This window comes from Anaerobacillus sp. 63XJN7_4_ISO-PGPR-S23-413 (assembly GCF_056173725.1).
This window is the reverse complement of record NZ_CM149688.1, coordinates 3,860,717-3,880,342: the sequence shown is the minus strand read 5'-3', so window position 1 is coordinate 3,880,342 and position 19,626 is coordinate 3,860,717. Positions and strand designations below refer to the sequence as shown.

General features: G+C 38.9%; 19 protein-coding genes. 15 read left to right on the top strand and 4 right to left on the bottom strand.

Annotated features, from left to right (window positions below; translation table 11 throughout):
- Window positions 1-194: 194 nt before the first annotated feature.
- The gene (locus tag AC0VYO_RS20055) at window positions 195-440 is read right to left on the bottom strand and encodes a hypothetical protein (protein WP_475366064.1); all 246 of its coding nucleotides are present in this window, start codon (window positions 438-440) and stop codon (window positions 195-197) included.
- A 339-nt stretch (window positions 441-779) separates the two neighbouring features.
- On the opposite strand from AC0VYO_RS20055, the gene AC0VYO_RS20050 reads away from it, so the two are divergent.
- The 11 genes from AC0VYO_RS20050 to nadD all read left to right on the top strand — a co-directional run bounded on the left by AC0VYO_RS20050 (window position 780) and on the right by nadD (window position 12,516).
- Window positions 780-1,529 carry an IclR family transcriptional regulator gene (locus AC0VYO_RS20050; RefSeq protein ID WP_475366063.1) on the top strand — a complete coding sequence of 250 codons (750 nt, stop codon included), beginning with the start codon at window positions 780-782 and terminating at the stop codon, window positions 1,527-1,529.
- A gap of 17 nt (window positions 1,530-1,546) precedes the next feature.
- Entirely contained in the window at window positions 1,547-2,503 is a 957-nt protein-coding gene (locus AC0VYO_RS20045; RefSeq protein WP_475366062.1) for a sugar kinase, read from the top strand.
- Window positions 2,504-2,525: 22 nt separating this feature from the next.
- Window positions 2,526-3,176, top strand: coding sequence for a bifunctional 4-hydroxy-2-oxoglutarate aldolase/2-dehydro-3-deoxy-phosphogluconate aldolase (locus AC0VYO_RS20040; protein ID WP_475366061.1), 651 nt, complete (start codon window positions 2,526-2,528; stop codon window positions 3,174-3,176).
- Window positions 3,173-4,321, top strand: coding sequence for a galactonate dehydratase (gene dgoD / locus AC0VYO_RS20035; RefSeq protein WP_226615632.1), 1,149 nt, complete (start codon window positions 3,173-3,175; stop codon window positions 4,319-4,321). Before AC0VYO_RS20040 ends, dgoD begins: the two co-directional genes overlap by 4 nt.
- Before the next feature lie 34 nt (window positions 4,322-4,355).
- The gene (locus AC0VYO_RS20030; protein ID WP_226615631.1) at window positions 4,356-5,708 is read left to right on the top strand and encodes a GntP family permease; all 1,353 of its coding nucleotides are present in this window, start codon (window positions 4,356-4,358) and stop codon (window positions 5,706-5,708) included.
- A gap of 365 nt (window positions 5,709-6,073) precedes the next feature.
- Entirely contained in the window at window positions 6,074-7,027 is a 954-nt protein-coding gene (locus tag AC0VYO_RS20025; protein ID WP_475368110.1) for a DUF1672 family protein, read from the top strand.
- A 207-nt stretch (window positions 7,028-7,234) separates the two neighbouring features.
- Window positions 7,235-8,185, top strand: coding sequence for a DUF1672 family protein (locus AC0VYO_RS20020; RefSeq protein ID WP_475366059.1), 951 nt, complete (start codon window positions 7,235-7,237; stop codon window positions 8,183-8,185).
- Window positions 8,186-8,775: 590 nt separating this feature from the next.
- On the top strand, window positions 8,776-9,558 hold the full coding sequence (locus tag AC0VYO_RS20015) for an NUDIX domain-containing protein (RefSeq protein ID WP_475366058.1): 783 nt from the start codon (window positions 8,776-8,778) through the stop codon (window positions 9,556-9,558).
- A gap of 60 nt (window positions 9,559-9,618) precedes the next feature.
- On the top strand, window positions 9,619-10,170 hold the full coding sequence (locus AC0VYO_RS20010; protein ID WP_475366057.1) for a cysteine hydrolase family protein: 552 nt from the start codon (window positions 9,619-9,621) through the stop codon (window positions 10,168-10,170).
- Between the two features lie 114 nt (window positions 10,171-10,284).
- Window positions 10,285-11,739, top strand: a complete 1,455-nt coding sequence (locus AC0VYO_RS20005; protein ID WP_475368109.1) for a nicotinate phosphoribosyltransferase — start codon at window positions 10,285-10,287, stop codon at window positions 11,737-11,739.
- 153 nt (window positions 11,740-11,892) lie between these two features.
- Window positions 11,893-12,516, top strand: a complete 624-nt coding sequence (nadD, locus tag AC0VYO_RS20000; protein ID WP_475368108.1) for a nicotinate (nicotinamide) nucleotide adenylyltransferase — start codon at window positions 11,893-11,895, stop codon at window positions 12,514-12,516.
- 183 nt (window positions 12,517-12,699) lie between these two features.
- On the opposite strand, the gene AC0VYO_RS19995 is transcribed toward nadD, so the two are convergent.
- On the bottom strand, window positions 12,700-13,875 hold the full coding sequence (locus AC0VYO_RS19995; RefSeq protein WP_475366054.1) for a hypothetical protein: 1,176 nt from the start codon (window positions 13,873-13,875) through the stop codon (window positions 12,700-12,702).
- Between the two features lie 702 nt (window positions 13,876-14,577).
- Here AC0VYO_RS19995 and AC0VYO_RS19990 point away from each other — a divergent pair.
- Entirely contained in the window at window positions 14,578-15,354 is a 777-nt protein-coding gene (locus tag AC0VYO_RS19990; RefSeq protein ID WP_475366053.1) for a transposase, read from the top strand.
- A 104-nt stretch (window positions 15,355-15,458) separates the two neighbouring features.
- Here the strand turns inward: AC0VYO_RS19990 and AC0VYO_RS19985 are convergent, their stop codons facing one another.
- Both AC0VYO_RS19985 and AC0VYO_RS19980 read right to left on the bottom strand, forming a co-directional pair.
- Window positions 15,459-15,782 carry a hypothetical protein gene (locus tag AC0VYO_RS19985; RefSeq protein ID WP_475368107.1) on the bottom strand — a complete coding sequence of 108 codons (324 nt, stop codon included), beginning with the start codon at window positions 15,780-15,782 and terminating at the stop codon, window positions 15,459-15,461.
- Between the two features lie 179 nt (window positions 15,783-15,961).
- Window positions 15,962-16,756, bottom strand: a complete 795-nt coding sequence (locus AC0VYO_RS19980) for a nucleotidyltransferase domain-containing protein (protein ID WP_475366051.1) — start codon at window positions 16,754-16,756, stop codon at window positions 15,962-15,964.
- Window positions 16,757-16,987: 231 nt separating this feature from the next.
- Here AC0VYO_RS19980 and AC0VYO_RS19975 point away from each other — a divergent pair, with 231 nt between their 5' ends.
- The 3 genes from AC0VYO_RS19975 to AC0VYO_RS19965 are packed head-to-tail and all read left to right on the top strand — an operon-like array spanning window position 16,988 to window position 19,622.
- Complete coding sequence (locus AC0VYO_RS19975) at window positions 16,988-17,416, top strand: hypothetical protein (RefSeq protein ID WP_475366050.1); 429 nt, start codon at window positions 16,988-16,990, stop codon at window positions 17,414-17,416.
- Window positions 17,416-17,712: a YwqI/YxiC family protein gene (locus AC0VYO_RS19970; protein WP_475366049.1), complete on the top strand. Its 297-nt coding sequence runs from the start codon at window positions 17,416-17,418 to the stop codon at window positions 17,710-17,712. The genes AC0VYO_RS19975 and AC0VYO_RS19970 overlap by 1 nt, the downstream gene beginning before the upstream one ends.
- A gap of 20 nt (window positions 17,713-17,732) precedes the next feature.
- Window positions 17,733-19,622, top strand: a complete 1,890-nt coding sequence (locus tag AC0VYO_RS19965) for a T7SS effector LXG polymorphic toxin (RefSeq protein ID WP_475366048.1) — start codon at window positions 17,733-17,735, stop codon at window positions 19,620-19,622.
- The last annotated feature ends 4 nt before the right edge of the window (window positions 19,623-19,626 follow it).

Here is a 19,626-nt window from a genome sequence, read left to right as displayed (position 1 = left end):
CAGTTGTGCTAACATATTCGCTAAGTAGCTCAACTGGTTTTTATACAAGAAAGTGAATCAGTAGAACTGTTGTAAACGTCAACTAAAAATCAACAGTTTTCAGTAAATAGGTTCTAACAGTTTCCGACAATTAAGAATCAACACGTAGAATCACTGGTCTCGGCTGTACCAGTTGATTCTAGGTTTTAGAATGACTAGTTAATTGAGTTGTTTCCATTTGATTCTTCAATCGTTTTCTGTATTCTACTAATATTTTCTATCAATACAGCGAAACCCATTATTAGAGCAGAAAGAAAAATCCCCCCAACTATTGAAGCTACACCTAGTAGCCAACCGTGAGGATCCAAGGCAATGATTAACGTAATTGCTAGAATGAACCCTCCGAAAAATGATATCCAACCAAACGTACGGAGAGCTTCTACATTTGTACCTGATTCCATTCACAAACCTCCTATATGAATTTTTGTCCCTACAACGCATCTTATTTTGAGTGCTAAGTTAATAGAACCCTGGAAGAGTGATTTTTTACCTTGAATCGATTTGCGTGCACAAGTACGATTCTCGTGATTCATTACCTGATATGATTTCTACAAATATTAGTTAAAAGAAACCCGATAAACTAACTATAACGTGGTTAGCTTGTCTTTTTGTGTGTGGAGCTGAATCAGCAGAACCGTCCCTACGATTCTAGTTGACGATAACGCTTTCATGTGATAAGTTAAATTCATAATAAATCACAATAGAGATTTAAAATCACATATGTGAATTGAGGAATTGGAATGTCAGTCAAATCTGCGAAACGCGTATTGGAAATCTTAGAGGTTATTTCTCATTATCCATCTGGCTTAACGGTCAAGGAAGTGAGTGATGAGTTAGCGTTTCCTCAAAGTAGTACGTTTAATTTAATGAAGACGCTTCATCAGGAAGGGTATCTTTATCAGGATGAATTAAAGAAATATCGATTGGGAGCGAAGCTGATTCATTTAGGGACAACGGCTATGGAATCGTTGGATATTCATAGCATTGGATTACCTTATTTAAGTTCTCTCATGAATAATGTCCAAGAGACGGTGTTCATGGCGGTTTTATCTGGTGGAGAGTTGGTTTATGTAGCGAAGATCGATAGCAATCGTTCGATCAAAACGTCAGCTCAGTTAGGGTTTAAAAAGCCGTTATATTGTACGGGATTAGGAAAAGCGTTTTTAACCTTTCTTCCGAAAGAAGAAAGAGATTCCCTGTTGGAGGGAATGACGTTGGAACCGATTACTGACAAAACGGTTACTGATAAAGATGAACTAATGAAGCAGCTAGAGGATTACCAGCAGCAAGGGTATAGCATTGATGATGAAGAAAATGAAGAAGGCTTATTCTGCGTAGCGGCACCTGTTTTTGATAGTAGTAACAAGCAGATCGCGGCGATCAGCGTGGCTGGTCCGAAAGAGCGGATGATGGCGAGAATGGAAACGACGACTAATGAGTTGAAGAAAACAGCGCGAATTATCTCAAGCAAAGTAGGCTATCGAGGTTAAGAAAAGAGGTTGGGAAAATGGATGTTGTAGCAATTGGAGAGACGCTTGTCTCTCTTACACCAAGTGCAAATGGGTTCATGAGGCATGCGGACTCATTTCGTCCAAAAGTGGCCGGAGCGGAAACGAATACGTTAATTGGTTTAAGTCGCTTAGGTCATGAGACGGGTTGGATTAGTCGACTTGGCGATGATGAACTAGGGGCTAAGATCTTAACAACGGTAAGAGGCGAACGGGTCGATACATCGAACGTCACGCTCGACCGTCAGCACCAAACGGGTATGTTTTTTAAAGAAATGATTCATGGCGGAGAAGTGAGAGTGCACTACTATAGGAAAGGTTCTGCTGCCAGTCACCTTGAAGCAGATGATTTGGATGAAGACTATATTGCGAATGCAAGATTTTTATACATATCAGGGATTACCCCTGCGTTAAGTGAGTCTTGTAAAACCGTTATTATGAAAGCGATATCAATCGCGAAAGAACACGATACGAAAGTTGTCTTTGATCCAAATGTGAGAAAGAAGCTCTGGAGTGAAGAGGAAGCGAGGGAGACCTTATTAACCATTAGCAAACGGGCCGATATCATCCTGCCCGGGCTTGCAGAAGGCGCTTTTCTTTTTGGCACCACTGATGACAAAGAAATTGCCCAGTCCTTTTTGAATTTGGATGACGTCTCGTGTGTGGTGGTAAAACGAGGTGAGAAAGGAGCCTATTACAACACGATTGAAGGGGCTGGAGAAGTTGACGGTTTTCATGTTAAGAATGTCATGGATCCTGTAGGTGCCGGAGATGGATTTGCAGCAGGATTTTTATCAGGGCTTCTCGATCACTTATCCGTTGAAAAAGCGGTTGAGCGTGCCTGTGCTGTAGGAGCGATGGTTACGACCATTCCAGGTGACTTTGAAGGGTTGCCAGATCGGGCAAGGTTAGAGCAGTTTATGTCTTCCGATCAACGAGAGGATATAGAACGATAATGAAGTGGAGGTCTAGGAAAAAATGAAAGCGCTTAATGAAATCGAACAACATAAAATTGTTGCAATAATACGTGGCTACGAGGAAGAAGATGCTTATGCAATTGCAAAAGCTCTGTACGATGGGGGAATTCGCTTAGTTGAGGTAACACTAAATTCACCTCATGCACTTCGAACGATTGAAAAGATCTCAAAAGAATTAGGTGGCGAAATGCTCGTTGGCGCAGGAACCGTTTTAGATCCGGAGTCAGCGCAAGCGGCACTAATGGCTGGTGCAAAGTTTATTCTTTCTCCTTCTTTAAATACCGAAACAATTAAACTAACAAACCGTTATGGCGCGGTCAGTATACCAGGAGCCTATACACCAACAGAAATTCTGACGGCATATGAAGCGGGAGCTGATGTTGTAAAAGTGTTCCCAGCCACGACGCTTGGTCCATCTTATATTAAAGATTTGAATGGACCGCTTCCACAGCTCAGGTTACTACCGACCGGTGGCGTATCGTTAGATAACGTGGAAAGTTATTTATCAGTTGGTGCTTTTGGAGTAGGACTTGGAAGTTCACTAGTCCATAAAACAAAGGAAGTAACAGGAGAATACCTTGAAGAGATTACGGATAAAGCACGTCAATTTACGAGTTTCGTAAAGGAAGCTACAGGAGGGCATTTATCATGAAGATTACTGGCTATAAACTCTATCAAGTACCACCAAGATGGTTGTTTTTAAAAATTGAAACAGATGAAGGGATTGTCGGCTGGGGAGAGCCCGTCATTGAAGGGCGCGCATCAACAGTGAAAGCGGCCGTTGACGAACTTATGGAAAACTTGATCGGAAAAAACCCTGAAAGAATTGAAGATCACTGGAACATGATGTACCGCTCTGGATTTTACCGAGGTGGACCAATTTTGATGAGTGCGATTGCTGGAATCGACCAGGCGCTCTGGGATATAAAAGGGAAATTTCATAACACCTCCATACATAATCTGCTAGGCGGAGCTTGTCGAGATTCCATAAAAGTATATTCATGGATTGGCGGCGATCGGCCGGCAGACGTGGGACAAGCTGCAAAGGACGTTGTTGAAAAAGGGTTTAAAGCGATCAAGATGAACGCAACAGAAGAACTTCAGTATATTGATTCTCATGAAAAGATCGATCAAGTGCTTGAACGAGTGAGCACGATTCGAGAAACAGTCGGTCCTTATATCGGAATCGGCATTGATTTTCACGGTCGCGTTCATAAACCAATGGCCAAGATCCTAGCAAAAGAATTAGAAACGTTCCGCCCGATGTTTATTGAAGAGCCTGTTTTACCTGAAAACAATGAAGCACTACGCGACATCGCGAACCATGTGAACATCCCAATCGCAACAGGTGAACGGATGTATTCAAGATGGGATTTCAAACCGCTTCTAACAGATGGCTACGCAGACATTATTCAACCTGACTTGTCTCATGCAGGAGGCATTACCGAATGCAAGAAAATTATTTCTATGGCAGAAGCTTTTGATGTGGCGGTTGCACCTCATTGCCCGCTTGGCCCAATTGCACTTGCGGCATGCTTGCAAGTGGATGCAACGTCACACAATGCCTTCATTCAGGAGCAAAGCCTTGGCATTCACTATAACGTCGGCAGTGATCTACTAGACTATATTACGGATAAAGAAGTCTTTAAATATGAAGACGGCTATGTCAGCATTCCGCAGGGACCTGGCTTAGGAATTGACGTCAATGAAGAAGTCGTCGAGAAAATGGCGAAAGAAGGTCACAATTGGCACAATCCGGTATGGCGTCACAAGGATGGGTCCATTGCAGAATGGTAGACGTTCAGTCATCGGAAAAGAAGGAGGCAACTAAATGGGTTCAGATACGTATCTTATTTTAATGACGGTATTAGGTATTGCGTTATTGCTCTTTTTAGTTATGAAATCCAAGCTGCAAGCCTTTGTCGCATTATTAATCTCTAGTTTGTTCATTGGGATTGCGTCAGGACTAAACTTAGATGAAGTGATCACGGCCATTGAAGAAGGAATGGGCGGGACGCTTGGATTTATCGCCATTGTCGTTGGACTTGGTGCCATGTTCGGGGAAATGCTCCGCGTCTCGGGTGGTGCCGAACGGCTAGCGATTACGCTCGTCAACAAATTTGGCGAAAGCCGCGTCCAGTGGGCTCTTGGATTAACCGGTTTTATCGTCGCCATTCCAGTGTTTTTGGATGTCGCACTGGTGATTCTTATTCCAATCGTATATAGCCTTGCTCAAAAAACAAAAAAGTCTACGCTTTACTTTGGTATACCGTTGCTAGCAGGATTAGCTGTTACACATAGCTTTGTTCCGCCGACGCCTGGCCCAATCTCGGTTGCTTCTATTTTAGGTGCAGATTTAGGATGGGTCATTCTATTCGGTGCACTGGCAGGTCTACCTGCTATGATTATTGCAGGCCCTATATTTGGTAAGTACATAGGGAACAAAATTCACGTTAAAGTTCCTGACTTCGTAACACAAAACGAAATGGAACAGGCTAAAAACGAAAAAGAGCTTCCAAGCTTTTTATCTATCGTTATTTTAATTCTTATTCCACTTGTTCTTATCTTAGTGAATACCGTTTCTGGTCAGATTTTACCGGAAGATAGTTTTACAAGGTCATTATTAACCTTTATCGGACATCCCTTTATTGCCTTAACGCTTTCTACCCTCCTCACGTTTTATTTCTTAGGAACAAAACGAGGGTACACGAAGGAAGAAGTGCAAAACATTGCAACAAAATCACTAGAACCAGCCGGAATCATTATTTTAGTAACAGGTGCTGGTGGTGTCTTCAAGCAAACGCTCATTAACAGCGGCGTTGGAGATATTCTAGGCGAAATGATGGCAACATCCAGTTTACCGATTGTGCTATTAGCCTTCCTTATCTCCACTTTCGTTCGTGTTGCGCAAGGATCAGCAACCGTCGCCATGATTACGGCAGCCGGTTTAATGTCACCAATCATCAGCATGATGGACGTCTCTCAACCAATGCTAGGTTTATTGGTTATCTCCATCGCGAGTGGTGCTACGGTCTTTTCTCACGTAAACGACTCCGGTTTCTGGTTAGTCAATCGGTTCTTTGGCTTAACAGAGAAACAAACCCTCCAGACATGGACAGTGATGGAAACGCTGATTGGATTTATTGGATTTGGGGTTGTGTTTGTGATTAGTTTTTTTGTGTAGTGTAAATAATAGATTACAATTATAAGATTAAATAGAAAGCTAGGAGACTGATCGAGAAGGATTGATCAGTTTCCTAGCTTTTTTTATGACATGTGGATATTGTGGGTTTGTATTTGAGAAATAGGGTATTTAACTTAATGTTATGTAATTATTTGTAAATTGAGTGCTAGATATATGAAAAAGGTCAGAAGAACCTTTTTTCTGGTGAGATAGAATCGCTTAACAGAGAGGTTAATTAGTTCCAATAGACTATTTTCAATTAATTGTCAATCAGGTCACTCTGCCTTATTAATCTCATTTATAATCAATTAAGGGAAGAAACAATTACAAATACGAACTTGGAAGAACTGAAATAGGAGCTACTTATGACGAAAAAACGATTCTTACTAACTGGCATCCTTTGTAGTGCATTATTATTAGGAGGTTGTTCTGCGTTGACTAATTCAAATGATGAGACTGGAAAAGAAAATAAACAAAAAGCTGACAAAAAGACTGAAGAAGAAATGATTGAGGACAAATATTTTGTATCAGTTCAAGATTATACAGGGGAAGAATATTCGCTTGATAATGGTGAAGAGACAGATAAAATCGCTGAAGATAATCGAGATGAAGTGGAGAGAGCAATAAAGAAGTATTTTAAGGAAGAGTACAAAACAGAGGTTAAGGTACATAACATCGTAGGAGCAATAGATGGTGCCACTGTATTTGTTGAATCGATTGGTAAGCCACATTTTTATTCTTATGCGATTATTCCAATTGATAAAGACAAAAAAGAGGTTGATTCAGAAGGTGTTTGGTCGCAAGAGGGACAAATTGATGCTGCAATCCTAAGTGGCTTATATGCATGGATTTATGAAGATAAATTTAAGAAGCTTGATCATTATTTAGAAGAAAAGGTGAAAGAGTATCCTATAGTCAGTATTTCTGAAGAAGCCAATCAGAATGGTGCTGGAAATTATCATACAACCCCATATTATAAATTGGTCATATATGGTGGTATTGTGCAAGAAAAACTCTTAGATGAGTATTTGAATAATCCCGATCGCTCTAAGGAAGAGTGGGTGAGTATGCTAGAAGGGGAATCAATTAATCCGGCTATGGTGAGCGTCCTTATACAGTTGTATATGGAAAAAACTGATGTAGAGCCAGATAAAAAGATATTCGACGAAATGATAAGTGATCTGTCTGATATGGATGGGCTACCTGTGGCGAAATATAGTTTTTTGTTACACGATAATACAATTGATAAAACGAATGCACAGAATAATAAAGAAAACACTCTAGAAAGAAAAGCACCTAATTATATTATTAAGGAATAATGTCTTAATATTCTATGGAGAGGTTGACCTTAGCTACACCTAATGGAATAGAATCATTTAACAGAGATGTTGATTAGTTCTAATGGAATATTTTCAATTAATTGGGAACAAGGTCACTCACTCTCTCTCATTAATCTCATTTATAATCAATTAAGGGAAGGAACAATTACAAATACGAAATAGGAAGAACTGAAAAAGGAGCTACTTATGACGAAAAAAAGATTCTTACTCACTGGCATCCTTTGTAGTGCATTATTATTAGGAGGTTGTTCTGCTTTACCTAATTCAAATGATGAGACTGGAAAAGAGAAGGAACAAAAAACAGACAAAAAGACTGAAGAAGAACGAATAGAGGATAAATATTTTGTGTCAGTTCAAGATTACACAGGGGAAGAATATACGCTTGATAACGGTGAGGAGACAGATAAAATAGCTGAAGAAAACCGAGATGAAGTGGAGAGAGCTATAAAGAAGTACTTCAAGGATGAGTACAAAACAGAGGTTAAAGTACATAACATTGTCGGGGCAATCAATGGGGCTACTGTATTTGTTGAATCAGTTGGTAAACCACATTTTTATTCGTATGCGATTATTCCAATAGATAAAGATAAAAAAGTGGTAGATTCTGAAGGTGTTTGGTCGCAGGAAGGACAGGCTGAGACGGCGATCGTTAGTGGTTTATATGCTTGGATTTATGAAGAAGAGTTTAAAGAACTTGATAAGTTTCTTGAAAATATTGCTGAAGAATATCCTGTAATAGGTATGAATGAAGAGGCGAATGAGAATGCAAGGGGAAGTTACTTTTTAACACCTTATTATAAAGTAACTGTCTATGGGGGATTATTTAAGGATTTACTTCCCAATTATATTCAACATCCTAATTGGAGTAGAGACAATTGGCAACGATTGTTGGATAGTAAATCGTTAGATGCTTCAATGACATCAATAACAATACAGATGTATATGGATAAACCAGATGTAGATCCAGATAAAAAAGTCTTTGAAGAAATTGTTAATAAAATTACTGAAAAAGATAACATTCCAGCAGGTAACTATAGCTTTATACTTCATGATAATACGATTGATAAAACAAGCGCTCAAAATAATAAGCAAAACTCTCTAAAAAAGGGTGCACCTAATTATATTGTAAAAGAATAAATGCGAAACTTACATACTGTACTACTCTTGGAGTGATTTAAATGCCTTCTCTACACATAGATGTGAGTGATCAAGGTTAGTGGAACTGTCTGGATTTCATACATATCGTAAACTTGAAATTGACGATACTCTTTCTGTTAACAGCAATTCTTATTTGATACTGGACCGAATTGATAATAAGCTAACTGGTTTAAATGCTTTTACTGTTCAAACTGTTATTGAGGTCAATAAAATTATCACTAAAAGTAAGCTTGCATCGTTTGATGTTAAAAAAAGAACTCTCCTGTATTCTTTGGGATAATCTCCAGGACTATTTGCCAGTATGGAAGTATCGCCTCTTTTGCTAATAAAACATCTTCAATTGAACTTGGTTTCATATCATCACCTCTAATAACTATTTATGCCGCAAAGAAAAATCCCTATATCTCCAAATGAATTCACGAGTAATACAAAAGTTAAATTTTTTGAAATAAATTAGTTAAACACTTGCTTTTAATTTTCTTTGTCATATAATAATAATTAACAAATTGTTAATTAAAAAAGAGAGAATCTAAATAAATAGAAATCAAACGTTGAAAAGGAGGTTAACGATGTCGAATGAAGATGCTATGAGACAATATAATATTCAAAATTACCGTACTCCAGATGGTTACACTTCTGATATTGCGGTTTTTACAATTGTTTCTGAAAAAACTGCTGAATACAAGCCACCATCAATGACATTGAAACTAATGTTGATTAAACGAGCGAAACACAATAGCGAAAAACAGGTCAATATCGAAGCTGATAAGTGGGCTCTACCGGGTGGTTTCGTTCAAGATGATGAAACTGGATTTGAAGCTGCAGGTCGAGAACTATTTGAAGAAACGGGTGTATCCCAAATACATCTAAAACAATTCGGGATTTATGATAAGCCAGGTAGAGATCCTCGTGGTTGGATTATCTCAAATGCCCATTATGCCATTGTCTCTTCTCATCAACTCGCTCAAAGAAGAGCTGATGACGATGCAGCGGAGGTTGAATTATTTTCAATGGACGAAGTATACAACCTTAACCTTGCTTTTGATCACAGACGAATTATCAAAGATGCTTTTACCGTTATTAAGCAGGATCTTCTTCTAACGACTGTTGCAAGAAAATTTTTGCCAGAACAATTTACTTATTCTGAATTACAATCTGTCCTTTTGACTGTTACGGACGATTCGGCTATTTCAAGCGATGCGGGGTTTGCTAGAAAAATTAAGTCGCTTCCCTTCATTGAAGTTGTTGAGGGTCAAAAAACACAGAGAACATCAAAAATTCCAACTCAGTTGTATCGATTTGTTCATACGGAGGCTGATATCATTAAGCCGATCTATACAGCGAGATATTAATTTTTTTATTTTCAATAATTAACAATATGTTAAACGTTAATTAAATAGGAGGTTTTCACTTTGAGTAAAAAAGCATTGATAAATATTGATTATACGAATGACTTTGTTTCTGATAAGGGGGCGTTGACGTGTGGTATACCCGCTCAGCAAATTGAGGAGAATATTTTAGCCGTAACCAAAAAGTTCATTGCTAACGGTGATTATGTGGTTTTTGCAGTCGATATCCACCATAAAGGTGATCGCTGTCATCCAGAAACCGATCTCTTTCCAGCTCACAACTTATCTGGTAGCAATGGCAGAAACTTATATGGCGAGTTGAATCGACTATACGACGATAACTGTCTTCTCCAGAACGTTTATTGGATGGACAAAACACGTTACTCTGCTTTTGCGGGAACCGATCTTGAATTAAAGCTACGAGAACGCGAAATATCAGAATTACATCTCGTTGGGGTATGTACAGATATATGTGTTCTCCATACAGCAATTGATGCTTACAATAAGGGGTTTAAGATAGTCGTTTACAAAGATGCAGTGGCTAGCTTCAATCAAGTTGGGCACGAGTGGTCTCTTGGTCACTTTAAAGCTTGTTTAGGAGCGGATGTTATTTAAGTTACTGCTCTGTACGGCCTATTGAATGTACCCTGACTTTAAACTTCTAAAAGAGTAATCAAATAAGTGTTCATAACTCTTTTTACACTTTTAAATTTCTAGGAGGAATCCATTATGACAAAGACGTATGTTGACGATAGCTTTGCTTTACACACTGACCTTTATCAAATCAATATGGCAGAAGCCTACTGGAGAGATAACTTCCATAACAGAAAAGCTGTTTTTGAAGTATTTTTTCGGAAACTCCCATTCGGAAGTGGCTATGCCCTCTTCGCTGGTCTTGAACGAATAATTGAATACTTAAAAGACTTTGGCTTCTCCGAAAGTGATTTGGCGTATCTACGGGATCAGGGCTACAAAGAAGACTTTCTTAACTACTTGAGCACAGTCCGTTTTACAGGAACCATTCAATCAATGAAAGAAGGCGAAGTTGTTTTTGGCAACGAACCGATCATTCGCATTGAAGCACCATTATTGGAAGCGCAGCTAATTGAGACACCTCTACTCACGATCGTAAATTATCACACATTGATTGCAACGAAAGCTTCCCGAATCGTTCAAGTGATTGGTGATGGTACAGCCATGGAATTCGGATCTAGAAGAAGCCAGGAATTTGATGCTGGGATATATGGAACAAGAGCCGCGTATATCGCAGGGTTCTCCGCTACTTCCAACGTAAGAGCGGGGAAGAAATTCGGGATACCGATCGCTGGAACTCACGCTCACTCACTTGTTCAAGCCTATCGCGATGAATACACAGCATTTAAGAAGTATGCAACTAGTCATAGAGAGTGCACTTTCTTAGTTGATACGTATGACACATTAAAGTCAGGTGTTCCTAATGCGATTAGAGTTGCGGACCAAGAGGGAGACAACATTCACTTCAAAGCCATTCGCCTTGATAGCGGTGACCTCTCTTTCCTATCAAAAGAGGCAAGAAAGAAACTGGATCAAGCAGGATACAAAAATACGAAAATTGCAGCCTCAAATGATTTGGATGAATATACGATTACTGATTTGAAATCCCAAGGAGCTAAAATTGATATTTGGGGAGTTGGTACGAAGGTTATTACAGGTTTCGATCAACCAGCTCTCGGCGCAGTATACAAACTCGTTTCAATAGAAGATGAAAATGGTGAGATGAAAGATACGATTAAAATTAGTGCTAATCCAGAAAAAGTTTCTACCCCAGGATTGAAAAACGTCTATCGGATCATTAATAAATCCAACGGAAAGTCAGAAGGAGATTACATTACGTTAGCACACGAAAAACCTCAAGAAGAAGAACGATTAAAAATGTTCCACCCAGTCCACACGTATATCAGTAAATTTGTCACTAACTTTGAAGCGAGAGATCTCCACCATACAATCTTTCAAAATGGTGAACTTGTATATCAGTGCCCTCCGCTTCAAGATGTGCAAGCATTTGTTGAGGACAATTTAAACCTCTTGTGGGATGAATACAAACGACTAAAAATGCCTGAAGAGTACCCAGTTGATTTAAGCCAAGCTTGTTGGGACAACAAAATGAGCAAGATCCAAGAAATTAAAGAAACTGTTTCACTTTAACTGAATCGTGAAAGGTTTGTCATTTTAATCTGCTAAATAAAAAACGACTCACCATGGTCCGCATTGTTAAGAGGCTTGGTAGGTTCTGTTAAAATAGCTAACTCTATTTTTGTCATTAATTGCAATATAAAAATATTCTGAGGAGGTTTTTATATGGCGAAAATCGGTATCTATGGATCTTCTTTCGATCCAATTACAAATGTCCATTTGTGGACTGCAAACACGATTGCAAACAGGTGCAAACTTGATAAGATTGTTTTCTTACCCTGTTCAAATAAACGTCGAGATAAAACGATAAAAACGAGCAATGAAGACCGCTGGAACCTTTTATCTTTAGCGACTAAAAACAATGACAAATTTGTTTTAAGTGATTACGAAATAAATCAAGAAGGTTGGCACCTAACAACATATAAAACATTGAGTCACTTCAAAAAGGTTTATCCAGATGATGAAATTTACTTTATTATGGGTGCCGACTTACTTGTTGATATTGCAGAAGGCAAATGGGGTAAATCAGAAAAGTTGATTAAGGAGAATAAATTTATCGTAATGGCTCGTGATGGTATAGATATGTTAAAAGCGATCAGCAGCTCTCCACTTCTTCGCAATAATGACGATGGTACGTTTCACTTACTAGACAAAGGAATCGCTATGGAGATTAGTTCTAGCTATATCCGTGACGAACTATCAATGGGTGGTGCACCGAGGTATTTACTTCCAGATGATTGTTATGATTACATTCTTGCAAATTCTTTGTATACTCAGGAGGAAAAATGATCAGCGCTGGCATCGCTGGGGCATCGCTGGGACGGTTCTCGTGATTCACTTGAAGTATAAACCGATTTCCGAAAATACTAATCAAAAAACCAGTTAACTCATCATCTCGTTGATAAGTTAACTGGTTTTCTATTAGGGATAGAAAGTGAATCAGTAGAACCGTCCCGGTGATTCCGGTGATTCTTACTCAGCTTTATTAATAACCATATTCAACGTTTCTTTGATTTCCTTCAGCTCTTCCATTGCCTTTTCTTTTTCATCTGATTTAACAGCTTCCAGATAAGACTGGGCATGGTCAGAAAGAGTGTTGTAAGCTTCTTCGCCTTCCATGCGCGTAATGTCGCTTGAAATCATATCGATGAAGAGAGCACCTTCTAGAGCAGTAATCGTGGATTTATCTTCTCCCCATTCTTCTTCGCTTTCTTCATATTCATGAAGCGCTACTTTTGAGAAGCCGCGAATAAACGCATGGTTAACAGCTTCTGGGGCGATCTCTGCCACATCGTTTTCAAGACTGAAGTTCTTCTCGATCAGTGCTGCGTCTTCTTCAGCGTGGTTCATGATGTAATTTGAGATTGATTGATAGAATGCCCATCCTTCTGCTTGTTCCACGCGAGCATGTTCAGGATCCTCTTTTGCTTCCTTAGCTGCTTTTGTTGCATATCCTTCAGGTAGAGCGCCGGTTGCAAGGTAGAACGTCTTCATCAACGTCTTATCGACCATTTGGGTAGCGAGTACAAATTGAAGGTTATCATCGTTTTCAACAGCGGCTTCCATGTCACTGAAACCACCGTCGATTTGAGAAACCATGGAAGCATCGTATGCCGCGTCACGCTTTTCAACCGTTCCTTTTAACACTTCATAGTATTCCTTCGCTTCTTCAATCTCTTTGTTCACTTCTTCTGTATTGCCCCAGTTTTCTTTCACTTCGTCAAACTCATGCTTAACCGTTAAATAGAAAACTTTTTGCATTAGCTTATCGTAAATTTGTTTCACAACTTCGCCATCTAGGTCACCAGATTTTCCAGCTTCTAAAGCAGAAGAGATCTGTTGATCCATTTCGCCTTCTCGTTGCTCAACAAGAGGTTGTAAATCGTTATGATAAAGATCAATCACAGCCTGATAGTTAACTTCTTCACCTTCAGAAGCTTTCTCAAGCTCTGCTTTCCCTTCATTAAAAGAAGAAATGAAATCAGCATCTTCTTTTTCTTCACCATTACCTTCATCCGCTTTTTCTGTGCTATTCTGTTCTGATTTTTCATCAGAAGCACTTTCATTAGTAGAATTATCATTTTGCCCGCAAGCAGCTAGAACAAGTCCTAGAGCAAGAAATAAATATAAGATCTTATGTTTCAACACGTTTTGTTTCCTCCTATTTCCTATGTAGTAATCGTTATCATTTCATCATTAGCATATAGAGAATGATTCTCATTGTCAACCAGATAATGAGAATCACTGGGAATGTGCGGCATAGGTGGCATCGGCGGGAGCGCGCATCGCTGGGACGGTTCGTGTGAATCAATATAAGATGAAAACTAGAAATAAGAGTGATAGAACAAAAGGTGAGTCTTGCGTATTTAGGCAGCGACTCGACTTTTTGGGGGAAGAGAGGCGAAAAAGGCCTAGTTAAACAAACGTTTGATTAACTGGGCTTAAACAGATTTATCAAAACATTTCCATACAGATGAAGGGAATTTCACAAGCAAAAAGAATATGTAAACGAACTACAGATAATCAGGAGGTGATCTTGTAAATGGATTAAAATTCTAAGTCCCTAATAACTCTTATCTAAGTACCATGACTTCATTTCCTCCAACTCTTAACCCCGTTTTACAAAAGTATGAACCTACCACTAATTAACTTATTTTCATTCCAAATTTTGATCTCATTTTTCATCTACTAGATTTACATCCCAAACGTCTCTTCTGACAATCATCTCATCCTCGCATTACCTACCTCTATCTCAATCGTCTCCGTTAATTTGAGTAGTGTACAAATTCAATATGCTCTGACAATCAATTCAGAGATTCCGCCTCGACAAATCGAATAGGGAGAGTATTTATGCCACGAGAAGCAAGAAAAAGAAGCAAGACATCGATTTATCACGTCATTTTTAGAGGAGCCAATCGTCAGGAAATTTTTCATGATGATCATGATCGGATTCGATTTCTTAACGCGCTTGAAAAGTACGCCCTGTTGTACGAAATGAAATGCTATGCCTGGTGCCTTATGAACAATCATATCCATCTTCTATTAAAGGAAGGAAACGAAGAAATCTCACTTACGTTAAAACGCCTCGCCATAAGTTTTGTCCACACCTATCATTTTAAATATCGTACATCTGGACATCTCTTCGAAGATCGGTTTAAAAGTGAAAATGTGGAGTCAGTCAAATACCTTCTTACCGTGGTGCGCTACATCCACCAAAATCCACTGAAAGCGCGGATGGTTAGGAGTGTAGATGATTGGCCATGGAGCAGTTGTGCGGAATATTATCGGGGTTACTCCGAAACGAAATGGCTAGATTGTGATTATATCCTGAAATTCTATGGTCATGACCGCCGTTTAGCTATTGGCCATTTTAGGGAGTTTAATGAACGAATCACTGATGATTGTTGTTTAGAAGATGTAAACGATGAAAGAAGAAGATTAACCGATGATGAAGCGAGAGACCTCATAAGAAGCAGTCTTGGTGTAGTGGAAATTGCTCAGGTAAAGAGCCTCCCTAAAGAGAGAAGAGATCCGTTGATAAGAGAGTTAAAACGAATCAAAGGGGTATCGCAACGGCAGATGGCAAGAATATTGGGTGTTTCGCAGTCGTTGATTTTTAGGGCGTGACTCGGTAGAACCGTCCCGACGATTCATCTTTCTGGAAATAGCTCTTTTTAGTAGAGTCATTTCTTTTTAACTGTTACCGAAACGTTCTAGCTAGTTTACTAAATTTAGATAGCTTCAATAAGATAATTAAACCCCAAAAACCATGCAATGGTTATTGTAAGCACGATAACGATGTAGAAAGTAAGAATGACTCTTGCTATAAACCAATTATATTTTTCGTATAACTCATTTGATACAACGTGAGTTGCAGCAAATAGTGGAGCAATCAAGATGTTGAAAAACTGGAAATCACCGGAGGAAATCCAATTAACCAGTCCATTTCCTGCCGATTTACTAAGCAAAAATAATAGTGAGAAAATCGCATTAAGGATCAAGCAACATCCTATAATATCGCGACTAACAGTTAGTATATGTATCAGTTCTATCAAATCCTTTTTGCTATTTTAGCATGCGCATCACTGGAATAGTTCGTTGGTACATTTGAAAGGTTAATCATAGGTCTATATATAATTTAAAAAGATTTGTTCTAGTAATGAGTAGTTCACCAGTTTTCCTGTATTTCACAGAAAGTCACTAAGTAGAACAAGTAAATTGTTTCTATATTCTGTTACCCCCACACCTCTTCTAACGTACTCCTGAAAAGCTCATTTAACAGTTCCGTTGGATCCTCTGATTCATAATCTAAACTTTTTGCATAGGCTTCTAATTCCTCAATCTCTTTCTGTGAAAAGGAATTAATGATATCAATTCTCGGCTCAGCATTTAATTCTTCTCCAGCGATTTTACGTTTTAATAATGTTGTGATCTCTTCATGTAGATCTAATGGCAGAGCTGCATCTTCAAATAGTTCTTGAAAACCAATTGGCGGGATCGACTGATACTTCTTTATCCACCTAGCAGCAAGAACAGGTCTAAGAACGTAAAAATATTTCTTAATCCGAACCGCATCCCCCTGAAGATACTCTCTGAAATTCCCCTTGGCCATGTTTAGGTAATGGTACAAACAAGTCGTAGGTGAAAAGATCTTTTCGCCGAAATTTCTCATTTGCTCGGCTGTTGAAAAAGATTCGTAGTAAACAATATTTGAATGTAGCCACTCAAGGAGAGGGGGATTGGACTTCCGAAATAGTTTAAGAGCTTTTGTCAGTTCCCACCCGCTCATATCCATTAAATCATCCACGGGAATGGAGACTTTATCTCTCATTGGAATTTCGATCACATCTCTTTCTTGATCAATGGACAAGTACCATTCTTTTCGATGAATATAGATAAAGCGAACGTCGTAATCAGAATCCTTAGAAGGAAAACCCCACGCTCTACTCCCCGATTCACAAGCATAAAGGATTTTAATATCGTGATCGATCTCTGTTTGTTTAATGACATCTAATATGTGGTCATACATAAAAAATCACCTGCATAGTTAAATTATGGTTTCTGTATTATCATACTACAGGAGTTACTGAGCTGAAAAATGATTATTAAGGTTAACCAGTACATGATACCCCTACTATTTGCTCATTTTTTATGAAAATAATAGATTGGAAATAAATTGAATTGGGTAAATGGTAAGATAGATATCGAGATAAATCCTTTTATGATGAGGATTTCATATTGAAGGTATTGAGGTGAAGTCATGGGGATTTATGGAGAGTTAAGTAGTCTTCAAGGACTGATAAATGGAAAATCGAGTGAAATAGCTGATCAAATACGTCGTTTGCGAGAGGCTAAAGCTGAAATTAATCGTGAGCAAAATTTGTTACTTGGGGAAATTCGGAATTTACGACGACCTGATTTATCAGATCAATGGGTAGGACCACTTTCTGATGAATATGATGCTGATCGGGAGGCTTCCTATCAATCTATGGTTCAGATAGGAAATGAACAGTACGATTTGTACCAAAGGGTTATCGGTTCACGTATTCACACTCTTGAAGCCCAGCAAAGTCACTTTAGCTTTCTTGGGAGTCTCGCAAATGAAGCAGAATTCTTGTTACATAAAGGTGAAGATTATGCGGAAGATGTATCAGCGAAAATCAATCATATTAAAGGGAGGATTTTCTGATGTATAAAGCCGTTTCTGGCGGAGGATCTTCTACGGAGATTAAACTCAATTATTCAGAAGTGATGACGAAATTAGAAGAAGCAAAGAATGCCGTTCAACATCTCACGTTACCAGAGCCTTCAGCAGGTCAATTGGGGCGTAACAAAATGAACTATACAGATGCCTGGATTAATCGTGAACAAAACCTCCAAAGCTTATTGAAGGATTATATGACGGTTGTGCAAAAAAACCTTGAAGATACGAAAGCGAATGTGGATTCACTTAAAGAGCAGGATGAAGCTATTACAAGATCTTAAAGAAGGGGTAGTCGTTATAAGTGAAAGTCTATGAAGCTTCAACCTTATTTGATACGATGTCGACAAGAAGAAGGGAATACGAGACGCTAAGAGAACAATTGATCACCCTTCAAAAGGCTTTTCAAAGCATCGTTAAACTTGATGAAGCCCTTAAAGGCAAAGGTGCCGAGGCAATCAAAGGCTTTTATCAGGCTCAACTTGATGCGTTAAATCTATGGATTCAACTCGTTGATCGAAATATTGCTTTCTTTAGTGAGATTCCTGAAAAGGCTGCGTCAAGAAATCTTGAAAACGAAACCGTTGAGCTTCCTTTTTTAGAAGATGAGCTATCGAACAGCGAGAATAGAGCTAAAGAAATGATTGCAGATCAACAGGAAGATCTGCAACGGATTTTCGATCGCATCAGCGACATTCAACCACTGCAAGTTTTTTCTCGAAACGAAGTCGATCAACAACTTGATGAAGCAAAGATGAAACGAGAAAAGACGATCGAAAGCGTTGAACAATTTGATGAAGAACTAACGAGTAAATACACGATGATGGAAAGCAATGAGCAGGTTCTAACCGCTTTGTGCAGTGAATTAATGAATGCCTCGAGTCAAGGGAATCAGGTTTCATCGATCTACTACGATGCGGAGTCTTTTCATTCGAGTGATATTTATTCGGCGATTGCTGCGAGTCAAGCGGAAGCGGCTAGCGTGAAGAAAGAGCAAACTTCTCAGGAAGTTGAATCGGCTGTGGAGGAAAATGAAAATCCTTTTATTGAATCGGTTAATAGTTTTAAAGAGATTGGTACTGATTTTTGGGCTGGCTTTCAAGAGCGTGGCGAAAAGAAAATGGATTCTCTCTACGACTTTGGGAATTATCTCACCTCAGGATTATTCGAGGGGGTAAGAGGTGCTGTTAGTGCAATGGACGAACGATCTGATAAAGCTATGGATTCACCGTATGATTTTGTGAATTACTTGACGAGTGGTGGAGCGGATCTGGTGACAGACGCGTTAAATCCTGAAGATGATTTTTCGAAAGAGCATTGGTTGAGTAGTTTTGGGCTGGCATCGATGGTTGCTGGGGCGAAGGTGAGTGTTCCTAAAAGCAGCACGGCTAAGATGAACAGCATCAAGCATAGTGTTCATCCGGACGTTACAAGGAAAGTCATGAAAGAGACTTATCAAAAAGTGGTGCAGGGTCCACTGATGAATACGCGAGTGGATATGAAAGAGATTGTGCGGAAGGTCCTTGATTATAAGGTTCCGTTGCGAACGGATTATGCTTTGGCGGGAGTTGGAGATATTCCTCATAATACTGTGAGAGATATGGGGAAGAATGCTAGGGAAACGTTTAATCTTAGTAGTGTGAAGAAGGATAAAGGGACAGAGGGAAATAATAGAGGTAATTTAACTAAAGAAGTCAAAGAGATAGATTTTGGAAAACATATAATAAAAGGCGAAAATGGCAGAAAAAAATTAATGCCAAATACTAAATATGTGACAAGCGATAATTATAAATATACTACTGATGAACTTGGGCGTATTGTTAATGTAGAAGCCTCTGAGCTTGTTTTAAAGAGAGCTGATAGAAACAAATATGCCCAAGCAAATGTAGGTGGTAATGATAGGTTAGTAGACGATGATGGTGGCCATTTAATAGGAGCACAGTTTAATGGTCCTCCAGATATTGATAACCTCGTACCTCAAAATAGTCAAATTAATAGAAGAGGTGGAGTTTGGTATGATATGGAGACAGAATGGGCCAATGCCTTAAAAGAGGTACCACCTAAAAAAGTTTCTGTTAAAATTCAACCTATTTATTCTAGTAAATCTATGCGGCCAGATATATTTATAATAAAATACAAATTTGAAGGAAAAAGACAAGTTAGGCTAGAGATATCAAACCAATCAGGAGGTTAAAATT